General features: G+C 64.3%; 10 protein-coding genes. 4 read left to right on the forward strand and 6 right to left on the reverse strand.

Translation table 11 applies throughout. The annotated features are described in order from the left end of the window. On the reverse strand, nt 1–1,139 hold a 1,139-nt coding region (locus AC1P6P_RS16200), incomplete at its 3' end, for a capsule assembly Wzi family protein (protein ID WP_481403484.1). Nucleotides 1,140–1,403: 264 nt separating this feature from the next. Here AC1P6P_RS16200 and galU point away from each other — a divergent pair. After that, nucleotides 1,404–2,285 (forward strand): UTP--glucose-1-phosphate uridylyltransferase GalU, encoded by an 882-nt coding sequence (gene galU / locus AC1P6P_RS16205; RefSeq protein WP_481403485.1) that lies wholly within the window; start codon nt 1,404–1,406, stop codon nt 2,283–2,285. A 61-nt stretch (nt 2,286–2,346) separates the two neighbouring features. Here the strand turns inward: galU and AC1P6P_RS16210 are convergent, their stop codons facing one another. The 3 genes from AC1P6P_RS16210 to AC1P6P_RS16220 form a co-directional block, all read right to left on the reverse strand. Continuing rightward, nucleotides 2,347–3,765: an HlyD family type I secretion periplasmic adaptor subunit gene (locus AC1P6P_RS16210; protein ID WP_481403486.1), complete on the reverse strand. Its 1,419-nt coding sequence runs from the start codon at nt 3,763–3,765 to the stop codon at nt 2,347–2,349. Then, a complete protein-coding gene (locus AC1P6P_RS16215) occupies nt 3,762–5,966 on the reverse strand; it encodes a peptidase domain-containing ABC transporter (RefSeq protein ID WP_481403487.1) in 2,205 nt (734 codons plus the stop codon). Before AC1P6P_RS16215 ends, AC1P6P_RS16210 begins: the two co-directional genes overlap by 4 nt. 114 nt (nt 5,967–6,080) lie before the next feature. Beyond that, the gene (locus AC1P6P_RS16220) at nt 6,081–6,446 is read right to left on the reverse strand and encodes a hypothetical protein (protein WP_481403488.1); all 366 of its coding nucleotides are present in this window, start codon (nt 6,444–6,446) and stop codon (nt 6,081–6,083) included. Nucleotides 6,447–6,615: 169 nt separating this feature from the next. Here AC1P6P_RS16220 and AC1P6P_RS16225 point away from each other — a divergent pair, with 169 nt between their 5' ends. Continuing rightward, nucleotides 6,616–7,578, forward strand: coding sequence for a hypothetical protein (locus tag AC1P6P_RS16225; protein WP_481403489.1), 963 nt, complete (start codon nt 6,616–6,618; stop codon nt 7,576–7,578). After that, on the forward strand, nt 7,579–8,487 hold the full coding sequence (locus tag AC1P6P_RS16230) for a hypothetical protein (RefSeq protein ID WP_481403490.1): 909 nt from the start codon (nt 7,579–7,581) through the stop codon (nt 8,485–8,487). It begins immediately after the preceding gene. Here AC1P6P_RS16230 and AC1P6P_RS16235 read toward each other — a convergent pair. Both AC1P6P_RS16235 and AC1P6P_RS16240 read right to left on the reverse strand, forming a co-directional pair. Next, on the reverse strand, nt 8,484–9,614 hold the full coding sequence (locus tag AC1P6P_RS16235; protein WP_481403491.1) for a glycosyltransferase family protein: 1,131 nt from the start codon (nt 9,612–9,614) through the stop codon (nt 8,484–8,486). The genes AC1P6P_RS16230 and AC1P6P_RS16235 overlap by 4 nt on opposite strands. After that, nucleotides 9,611–10,762 carry a hypothetical protein gene (locus tag AC1P6P_RS16240; protein ID WP_481403492.1) on the reverse strand — a complete coding sequence of 384 codons (1,152 nt, stop codon included), beginning with the start codon at nt 10,760–10,762 and terminating at the stop codon, nt 9,611–9,613. The genes AC1P6P_RS16235 and AC1P6P_RS16240 overlap by 4 nt, the downstream gene beginning before the upstream one ends. Before the next feature lie 111 nt (nt 10,763–10,873). Here AC1P6P_RS16240 and AC1P6P_RS16245 point away from each other — a divergent pair. Then, nucleotides 10,874–11,332 (forward strand): sugar phosphate nucleotidyltransferase (locus AC1P6P_RS16245; protein ID WP_481403493.1); only part of this gene is annotated, 459 nt, incomplete at its 3' end.

Genomic DNA, 11,332 nt, shown 5'->3' on the forward strand with positions numbered 1-11,332 from the left:
GTGCGGCCGCGATAGCGCATGCCATCGACGTAATCATAGTTGTTGTAGGCAATGCCGTGCATCAGCGTACCGCCGAACAGGTTTTCGGTGGCGACGCTGTCGGTATATTCCACGGTCAATCGCCCGACGCCCTGCCGCGTTGGCACAAACAGGCTGCCGCCGAACAGATGGCTGGTCGCCGAATGCGAGATCGGGTTGGAATCCTCGTTCATGTCCTGGGTGTAGAGTTCAAACCCCCAATGCGTGAACAGGCGGCCGTAGCGGATGTCGAAGGCGCCCTGATCGTTGACGACATTGACCTTGGTGGGATCGTTCCGCAGATCAAAATAGCCCGCCAGCGGCTTGCAGGGATGGCCCGAGCCGCACATCTCATCGGTACGCGACAAGCCGATTTCGAGATATGGGATCGGGCTGAAGGCAAAGCGCAGGCCGCTGTAGAGGGTGTTGCGGGCGACGCGCGGCCCATCGAGCACGCCGGCAAAGAATTCGATCTGATACGGTCCCAGCCACGACAGCACCGGCGTTTCGAAGGGCGTGGTGGAGAGGCGCGCAAAGCCCACTTGCGGGATCGGCCGCGCGTTGGTGGAAAGCGACAGCGCCGTAATCCACCCCGGCCCCCACCAGTGATCGACGAGGCCGGCATAGACCACCGCATCGCCGATCCGCTGGGCGATATAGCTGCCGTCGGCCACCAGCACCTGATGATCGCCTTTCGCGGTGGTGCGGGCGCCGAGCGACACATGCAGGGCGGTGCTGCTCCAGAGATATTCGGCCGCGACTTGGCCTTGCAGCGTCTGGCGGCCGAGCCCGTCGAAACCGCGCACCAGGGTGGGTGTGCTGGCGACGTCGACGGTGACGGTTTCGGTGAGCTGGCCGGTGCGCGTTGCACTGCCGCCCAGACGGCGCACCCGATCGGCCGCGGCGCGCAGGTAATCGGGCATCGTCGTCAGCGGCGCGCTATCGAGACGATCGTTCAGTCCCGCCCACGGCAACGGCCAATGCGTGGTGATGGAATCGACCGCGCCGGCCCCGGCCAGGAGTTCGATATCGGTGCGCAAGGCCGCATCGCCCGGCTCGGCCCAGGGACCGGCACCAGCCGGCGCGAAGAGCAAAGCGACTACCGCCAGCCAAGCCCGCACGTATCCTCCAATCTAATTTGGAATGGCACCAATGTACCTACCGTGCCGGGATTGGCGCGAGCTCGTCAATGCCGAGCTGGCGCAGCGTCAGCGAGCCGACGAATCGATTCGGCGGCCGGTTCTGCCAGCGCTGTCATCATACTATTGCAAAGCCGCTGCCGTTCGCGCCCTACCGGCAGGAAGGCAACCGATTGCGAGTAGACGCAAACCGCTCCGATGTGCGAAGAGAGGGTGCAAAGCACGTCAACATACACACAGGTTCCTATGACGACTCCGCGCCCCGTTCGTAAAGCAGTCCTGCCGGTTGCCGGCCTTGGCACGCGTTTCCTTCCCGCGACCAAAGCTGTCCCCAAAGAGATGCTGACGATCGTCGACAAGCCGGTCGTGCAATATGCCGTGGAAGAGGCCAAGGAAGCGGGCATCGAGCAGTTCGTGTTCGTCACCGGGCGCGGCAAGCAGGTCATCTCCGACCATTTCGACCATGCCTACGAACTCGAATCGCAGCTGGCGGCGCGCGAAAAGACCGAACAGCTCAACAGCCTGCTCGAAATGCTGCCGAAGACCGGTTCGGTCGGCTTCGTCCGTCAGCAGAATCCGCTCGGCCTCGGCCACGCGGTGTGGTGCGCTCGCCATTTCATCGGCAACGAGCCGTTCGCCGTGCTCTTGCCCGACGATTTGATGGTGGGAACGCCGGGCTCGGTGGCGCAGATGGTGGAAGCTTATAACCGTGTCGGCGGCGGCTGCATCGTCGCGGCGGAGGAAAAGACCCGCGAAGAAACCAAGCGCTACGGCGTCGTCGATCCTGGCGCCAAGCACGGCAATGCCACCGAAGTGAAGGCGCTGGTGGAAAAGCCCGATCCCGACAAGGCGCCGTCGAACCTGTGCATCATCGGCCGCTACATCCTGCAGCCGGAGATTTTCGAAATCCTCGACAGCCAGGAACGCGGCGCCGGCAACGAGATTCAGCTCACCGACGCGATGGCCAAGCTGATCGGCAAGATGCCGTTCCACGCGGTGGAGACGTTCTGCGAGCGCTACGACTGCGGCGACAAGGTCGGCTTCCTGCACGCCAACATCGCGGTCGGCCTCAAGCGCCCCGATATCGCTCCGGCGCTGCAGGCAATCCTGAAGCAGTATTCCAAGTAAGATTGCCCGGCGCGACCTGCTGAAATCGAAACGCCCCCGGAGCAATCCGAGGGCGTTTGTTTTAGGGCTCGCGCATGCCTTCGTCGGCGGTGCGCAGGATCGGGTTCATCACATAGGACGCGATGGTGCGCTTGCCGGTCTTGATTTCGGCGCTGAGCACCATGCCGGGCCGCACCTTGCAGCCGCGGTGCACGAGGTCCTGCGCCGGCGTCAACAGCCGCACGCGGGCGTGATAGACCAGCGAGGTTTTGTCGCCCTCCTTGAGCGGCACGGAATCGGCCGAGAGCACATCGAGGCGACCGTCGATGGTGCCGTATTTCTGGAACGGATAGGCCTCCAGCTTTACCCGCACGGTATTGCCGACGTGCAGGTGCGAAACATCGCGCGCCGGCACATTGGCTTCGGCATAGAGATCGGCGCCGTCGGGCACCAGCGTCACCAGCGTTTCGGCTTCCTTCATCACCGAACCGACCGAGCGGTCGGCGATTTCCAGCACCACGGAGTCGGCCGGCGCGCGCAGATCGGCATATTCCTTCATCTGCCGCGCCTTGTTCAACGTCTCGCTGGCCTCAGCGAGGTCCTGGCGCGCCTTGACCAGTTGCTGGTTATGATCGCTGCGCCACTTGTCGAGGAACGAGGCCCGCTCCGCTGCGGTTTCATTGCGCTGGTCGGTCAGCTTCTTGAGGTCGCCCTCGGTATTCTGCAGCCGCATCTGGACATCGATGGCGCTCGATTGTGCCTTCATCACGTCGAGTGGCGCGCCGGCTTTCTGCTGCACTAGGCCCTGATAGATGCCGACGACCTTGTTGGCCATCGCAAGCTGGTTGTTGAGCCCGTCGATGGCGGCGACATCGGCATTGATCTGGGCGTGGAGAGCGCTGATGCGGCTGGCACGCTGCGCGATTTCGGCGGCGTAGGTCGCCTGCTCCTGGGTGTAGATCTGCGCCTGCGTTTTGCGCTCCGGCGGATCGTCGGGCGCGGCCGCAAACGAGGTGCCGCCGAGCTGCGCCTCCAGCCGTTCCACTTCGACCGCAGACGAGCGCACTTTATGGTCCAGCGCGGCAACGTCGGCCTGGGCGAAGGCGGGATCGAACGACACCAGGATCTGGCCTTTCCTGACGTGATCGCCCGGCTGGACGTGCAACTGCAGGATGCGCGAGGTGGTGTAGGGGCTCATCACGATCAGCGGCGTCTTGGTGGCGATTTTGCCTTGCGCCACGACGATGCGGTCGAGCGTGCCGACGATGGACCAGAGAATCGCGAGCACCAGGAACGTCAGCACCGCGTACAGCGCAATGTGGGCCGACAGCGGGATCGGCGCCTCTTCGAGGGCTTCGGCGTCGGTCTTGAAGGCGTGCGCCATCTGGCTGTCGGGATCGACGCCGCCGAACAGCTTGTCGACCGTGCGATCGGACCAGGCGCGCCGGCGCTTCAGCCATTGGCCGGCCCTGTAGATCACGTCTGACAGCAACCGGCTCATTCCGCCCTCGCCATCTGCTGCGACCACAACAGGCGGTAGATCGCGTTGCGTTCGAGAAGCTCGCTGTGACGCCCGGCATCGGAAAGCTGGCCATTTTCGAGCACCAGGATGGTGTCGGCGGCGCGAATGGTCTGCAGCCGGTGCGAGATCACGATGGTGGTGCGTCCCTTGGCGATCTGGGCGAGGTTCCGGACCACGATGGCTTCCGAATCCGGATCAAGCGACGACGTCGCCTCGTCGAAGATGATGATCCGCGGCCGCCGCAGCAGCGCGCGGGCGATCGAAAGCCGCTGCTTCTGCCCGCCCGACAAATTCACCGCCCCTTCTTCGAGCAGGGTGTCGTAGCGCTGTGGCAGCTGCTGGATGAATTCGTCGGCACCGGCTATGCGGGCGGCATTGACGATATCCTCGAAGCCGGCCGTCGGCTGGCCCATGCGGATATTGTCCTTGATGGTGCCGCGGAACAGGAACGGCTCCTGCGGCACGACGCCGATCTGGCTGCGCAAATAGGCGAGATCGATATCGCGGATGTTGTGGCCGTCGATGCGGACCGCGCCCTCGCCGGCATAATAAAGGCCCTGCAGCAGCGCCGACAGCGTCGTCTTGCCCGAACCGGAGCGGCCGACGATGCCGATCATCTTGCCGGCACCGATATCGACCGAGAAATCCTTGAGCGCCGGGCGATCGGTGTTGGGATAGCGGAAGGTGATGCGGTCGACGACGATATCGCCTTTCAAGGTCGGGGTCAGGCCGCGATTGGTCTGCTCGGTCGGCTGGTTCATGACGTTGCCGAGCATTTCGACGCTCATCAGCACTTCCTGATAGTGGTTGAGCAGGCCGATGAGCTGCAAGACCGGGCTGACGACGCGCCCCGACAGCATGTTGAAGGCGACCAGACCGCCGACGGTCAGCGAGTTGTCGAACACCAGGAAGGCGCCGATCGCGACGATGGCGATGGTCATCGCCTTTTCGGTGATCTGCGAGAAGGTGTTGGCGGCAAGGCTGATCTTGCCGACCTGGACATAGGTGCGCACCGCTTCGGCGGCGGCATCGTCCCATTCCTCTTCGCGCCGCGGCTCCAGGTTCAGCGACTTGATGGTCCGCATGCCGTGGATGCTTTCCACCAGCAGCGACTGGCGTTGCGCTTCCGCCTGATAAAGATGGCGCAGGCGCTTCCTGTAAGGCCCGATCATCGCTGCGATCATGAGACCCAGGATCGTCGTCACGCCGAGCACGACCAGGGTCAGCCGGACGCTGTACCACATCAGGAGCGGCAGGAAGACCAAGAGCGCCGGCATGTCGAGCAGCACCGTCAGCAGCCGCCCGGTGAGGAACTCGCGGATTTGCGTTCCTTGCTGCATGTGCTTGGTGACGACGCCGGCAAGCTGCTGCTCGAAAAAGGCGATCGGCAGCGCCACCAGATGCCGGAATGTCTTGCGCGCCAGCCTGATGTCGATCCGGCTCGCGGTGTTGAGAATAAAGAAGCCGCGCAGCCACGACAGCATGCCGTCGAATACCACCGCCACGATCACGCCGGTGGTGATTATGGTCAGGGTCGGGATCGACAGATAGACCAGCACCCGGTCGATCACGATCTGGAAGAAGATCGGCACCGCCAGCGCCAGGAAATGCATCGCCAACGCCGCAATGATGACGTTGCGTAGCAGCACGCGCTGGTTCCACAATTCCGGCACGAACCAGCCGAGCCCGAAGCGGCGGTTGGAATCCGACAGCTTGTAGAGCCGCTTCAGCAGAATGATTTCGCCGGTCCAGTATTCCAGGAACTCGGCCTTGGGCACCGGAAACAGATTGGCCTCGGGCGCCCGCGGATTGAACATGACGACATGTTCGCCCTCCGGCGCCGCGGCTTCTCCCGGCTTGGCCTGGAGCGTGACCGACGTCTGCAGCAGCACGACATAACCGCCGGTTTTCAGCCTCGCCATGAACGGAGTCAGCTTGGCGAAGCGCTGCAGGCGCTCCCAGTCGAGGGTGTGAACTTGCGCCTTGAGACCCTCGCTGCGGGCAGCGCGGGCAAGCTCCTCGGCGGCAGGCTCGCCATCCTTGCCGTAGACATGGAGCAGGCGCGGCAGGCTCCAATCGAGCTGGAAATGCCGCGCGACGGCGGCCAGCGCCTTGTAGCCGGTCTGTTCGCAGACCGCTTGGCCCGCACCTTTGTACGCTAACGAAACAGTTTCAGTCATGCCCGGCCCGCCCTGCCTGTCGGCAGCAATATAACCGGAGCACGCGCTGGTGCGAGACGTCGCGTCGCGTCAGCTATCTATAATTCGACCACCGCAAACAGCAGGGAAGCTATCTCAAGGGAATGGTGGTTTTGGCCGCTCAGCCGGCGGCGCGTCGGTTGAAACCGGCTCGGGTGGCGGGGGTGCAGGTGGAACATCTGCGGCTGCCGGATCAGCCACGGCAACGGGAGCCGTCGCCGCCGCCGTGCGGGCGGGGCCCTTGTCGCGTTCGAGCTTGGCGATGGCCTCAGCTGCTTCGCTGATGCGACGCGCCGCCATCAGGAAAGCTTCCACCGGCATGAACAGGCGATGATCCACCACCGGCTTCGGCCGCGAGCTGTTTTCGCCCTCCTCGGGGACGAAGGTGATGAAATCGAGGCGGACGGTTCCGCCCACCACCACGATCGGGCCGACGCCGTCGGCAAAGACCTGTTCGCTCACGCTGCCACTCCTTGAATTCAATCCCCGCCGCCAGTGTTAAGGAAGCAGGCGTCCTGATGCAACCCGTTGGATGCCGTCGCACATTTGTCCCTGTACGGACAATGGTTGCCGCAGCGTCATGGCGTTTGCGCGCTTGCGCGAGTTGGGCGGCGGCTGATACGCGTGCGGGATGGTGGAAAAATCGCTCTACGCCCCGACCGACACCGCGGAAATCTGGCGTGCGGTGCTGGCGTTTCTCATCCGCAGCCGACACGCCCTCATCGCCGGTGCCGCGGTCGGCATCGTGTTGGCATCGATCTACGCCCACGTCGCGCCGCGCGTTTATGAGGTCGCCCTGACGGTAACGCCGACGGCGCAGAACGCGACGACCTCGCTCAAGAGCCTCGGCAATCTCGGCAGCATGCTGGGCATGGCCAATCCGCTCGCCGGCCACAACGACGCGTTCGACTACTATCTCGCCGGGCTCGACGCGCGCGTGACGATGGAACGGCTGACCAAGGACCAAACCCTGATGCATGCGCTGTTTCCGGAGGAATGGTCGCAGGAAAGCCAGACCTGGCATCCGCGCCGTTCGCCGGTCCTGGCGGCAGAGCGCGGGATCGCGGCGGTCGTGGGCTATCCGGTGCGGGCCTGGACACCGCCCGATGCGGCGCGGCTGCAGGATTACGTGAAAAAGAATGTCACCATCGACAGCGACAAGAAAACCCGCCTGACGACGATCTCGATCCGCTCCGATCATCCCGAAACCGCGTCGCGGCTGCTGCTCGGACTGCATCAGGCGATCGACGGCTATCTGCGCGACCGCACCATGGTACGCGCTACCAACTACATCGACTACATCAATCGCGAACTCACCAAGGTCACGGTCGCGGAATACCGCCAGGCGCTGATCGACACCGCGTCGGAGCAGGAAAAGTTGCGCATGGCCGCCAGTTCCAACCTGCCCTTCGCTGCCGAACCGTTCGGGGGCGCCGAGGTGTCGTCGCGGCCGGTTTCGCCCAACTTGCCGGTGCTGTGGGTGCTGGGCGCGTTGCTAGGAACCGCGATCGGCGGGTTATGGGCTCAGTTCGGCGCGCCGCGGTTTGCGGCCCGCCGCCACCGCCACGCGCCCTTGCATCAGATGGTGGAGTAGGTGCGCGCCGTTTTCAGCCTGTGCCATCCGCGCAAGCCGGGGCTGCTCGACCACGCCCGTGCCATCGTCCGGTACGGCCGCCTCTACGATACGCCGGCGCGCTACGATCTGATTTCCCATCTCTCCGACATCGGCAAAATCACGCGCGACGCAACCGTGGTGACGTGGGACAACTCGCCGGCGTCGCTGGCATTGGCGTGGGCCTGCAAAATTCGCGGCGCCAGGATCGTCTATTACCTGCACGAGCCCGGCGGCCTGGGGCAGAAACTGGTGAAGGACGATCCGCTGTTCTACAGCTTTCTCGCCGCCTTCGCCGAGTTGTCGTTCCGCGGCGTGGCCGATCTCGTCGCGGTGCCGCGCTACGACCGCATGGCGCATGGCGATGTTTTCCTGCCGCTGCCGTTTCGCGACGATCGGCCACCGCCGGCCTCCAACGCCCGCCGCATCGGCTTTATCGGCGCTCGCCGCCATCATCGTTTGCAGCATGTGTTCGCCGGCCTCGAACCGGTGATCCGCCGCGAAGGCTTCGAGCCCGCCTATTTTCCCGCCCCCGGCGGCGGCTTCGGCGAGGCCGACAAGTTCGCCTTTCTGTCCGAGTGCGCGGCGGTATGGAATCCCTACGGCGTGCCGCTCAACCAGTCCGGCGTCACGCTCGATGCTGCGATGAGTTCGATCCCGGTGATCGGCACCGCCTTCGAACCGTTCCGCGAGACCCTGAAACGTTACGGCCTGTTCTACGAGCTGCGCTTGGCAGACGGTCCTGAAAGCCTCGCCGAGCAAATGCGTGTGATCCTGCTCCGTCTCGCCGCCAAGACCGATCGCTCCCCGGTCGATCCCGTCGCGCTGAGCGAACTCGGCGGCGCCGCGATGTTCCGCCGCCGCTGGCTGCCGTTCCTGCAGGGAATTTAGGCCCGCAACGATTGCAAAAACGCGCCCATCGCGCGCTCTACATACTGTATCGCCGCGGCGGAGCGGTCCGATGTCGTATCCTCCAACGCCGCGATCACCGCATTCGCCATCGCGTCGGGCTGGGGTGGCCAATCGAGCACCGACACCTGCCCCGCAAAACCATCAAACACCGCATCGGTGCCCCAGCACGAGGTGACAAGGCTGCGCCCGGCCAGCAGCGTCTCCACCGATTTCATCTTCAACCCGCTCGACGGTCCCACCGGCGCCACCAACGCACCGACGCCGCTGTAGAAATCGCCGATGGTGTCGACTTCACCCTGCAACCGCGCGCCGCCGCGGGCGAATGCCGCGCGCAAATCCGCCGGCACGTCGCGACAGATGGCACCGCCGATCACGAAGCCGATCCCGGCGGCGCGCAACGCAGCGAGAAACCGCGGCTCGGCCAGCAGCCGCAAGGTGGCGCGATTGATCGCGTTGCCGCTGCCGGCGAAAAATCCCGCCTCCCGCGGGCGCGGCTTGGCGGCCAGCGCCGTCAGCGCGGCGTGATCGGGCGGCACGCTCGGGATCACCGGCAGGCGCACGCCATAGCGGCGCGCGAATTCGTCGGCATCGAACTGCGAGATCGCAGCATTGCGGATGGGCGCCCGCAGCACCCGCGCTTCGTCGGCATCGCTGAGGCTGATCCAGGTGCGCCGGCCGATGCGGGCATGGCGCCCGGCCATGACATCGCCGAGATTGACCGTGACCTTGTCGCCGAGCCGGTCGAGCCGCAGCAGGATCACGCCCCAGGCGTAGTAACAGAAGATGCGGTCATAGCCCGCCGTCCGCAGCGGCGTCGTGACAAAAAAGGGAAAGTGATCGCGCCATTTCAGCTTGCACGCCAGCATCGTTCCTGCCGCCTGCCACGCAAGCGCGTTCCAGCGCGCGAATTGCGCCATCGGCCCACGCCGCACCCGCGCCTTGATCCCGCGCGCATCGAGCCAACGTTGAGCCGCACGCGGCGGCGCGAACAGCGACAGCACATCGAGGCGGAATTCCGCCGCCATCGCGCGGAGCAGCGTTTCCTGATGCTGGGTCATGCCGTTCTGGGTGCGGACGTCGATCGGCCCGACGTAGAGCGCCTTCACGTCGGCACCGGGCGCCAGCGCTTCGCCGTGACGAACGCCAAAATGCGCGGCATCAGCACGATGGTGCCAAATATGATCAGCAGCAACAGGTACGAATAGACATCCTGGATGCGCGAGCGCAGCATGTAGACGCACATCAGCCCGACGAAAATCCGCGTCGCCGGCAAGTGCAGCGCGTTCAGCACCGCATCGACGAGCCTCAGTTCCAGCGCGACGATCACACCCGCCACCAGCGCCACAGCCAGCGTCGGCCGGTAATAAATCATCTCGCCGAGCCAGGTGTAGATCGAAACGGCGTCGAAGCTGTCGGTATCGCTCGGATAAAGGCACAGCGTCATTTCGACATTGAACGAGAATACGCTTTTGTGGACGAGGAAACCGGGCAGGAATTTCTGCAGGAACTGGCCAATGAAACCGATCACGGAACTGCCGCCGCACGCCGCGTCGTTCAGCATCCCGAGATTGATGAACGGCCAGATGATCGAATCCCCCATCGGAGTGGAATACTGCGTGTTGGCGGTGTCGCCGCGCAGCACCGACGCGATCTCGTAAAGCCCAAGCGCGATCGCGGCCCCGACGATGACGCGAAAAAGCGTCAGCCGTCCCGATCCCGCGAACCACGCGAATGCGCTCATCAGCAACATGCCCCGCGAGGCACCCGATTGATAGAAGATGCACATTGCGGCCACCGCCATCATCGCCAGCCGAAGTCGCGTCTGCGACCGTCGCGCCAAGTCAACCAGCATGAACGGCATGAACACCATCAAATCACCGACCAGGTTGACGAGGCTGCGGCCCTGGCCCACGCCGGCATCGGTATCGCGGATGACGACATCAACCGCGTGCGGATTGAAGAACACGTTCTGCTGCAGCATCTGCTTGCCGAATACCGCATCGTAAACCGTGAACAGCACCGCGGCCGCCATCAGGGCGATCGAAAAATCGGCGCTCAACCATGCCGGGTCGGTCTCGTCGTGCGCCGCGGCCGCCTGCAAGCGGCTACGATCGTTCCAGCAAAAGATAAGGACCGGCAGCGCTGCCAGCAGACTCGCGCCGATCGCCACCGGCCCCAGCAGGACCGCGGCCGGCAATCCCCAGGCAAGAAGCCCGAACACGACATACCAGCTGACGGGCCAGGTTCTGAACATCGCCCCTCGTTAGCGTGGAAGCGGAGCGCCGATCAAGGCTGCCGGAGCGGCATTTGTTGTACCTCACTACATTCTTGCCAGAACGCAGCGCGCCGTGGCATGAGCGCAGCAATGAAAGCAGTAATCCTTGCCGGCGGAATGGGCACGCGCCTCAGCGAAGAGACCAGCGTCCGCCCCAAGCCGATGGTGGAAATCGGCGGCCAGCCGATCCTGTGGCACATCATGATGATCTACGCCGCGCACGGCGTCAGCGATTTCGTGGTGTGCCTTGGCTACAAGGGCTATTTCATCAAGGAATATTTCGCCAATTTCGTGCTGCACCGCTCCGACGTCAGCTTCGATTTCGCCCGCAACAGCATGGAGTTTCTCGGCGGACCGGTGCCGCCGTGGCGCGTCACGCTGATCGACACCGGCGTCGACACCATGACCGGCGGCCGCCTCAAGCGCATTCGTTCCGCGCTCGATCCGCGCGAACCATTCTGCATGACCTATGGCGACGGCGTCGCGGATGTCGATATCTCCGCGCTGATCGCGTTTCACCGCCGCCATGGAGTGGAGGCAACCGTCACC

Source organism: Rhizomicrobium sp., from assembly GCF_056722145.1.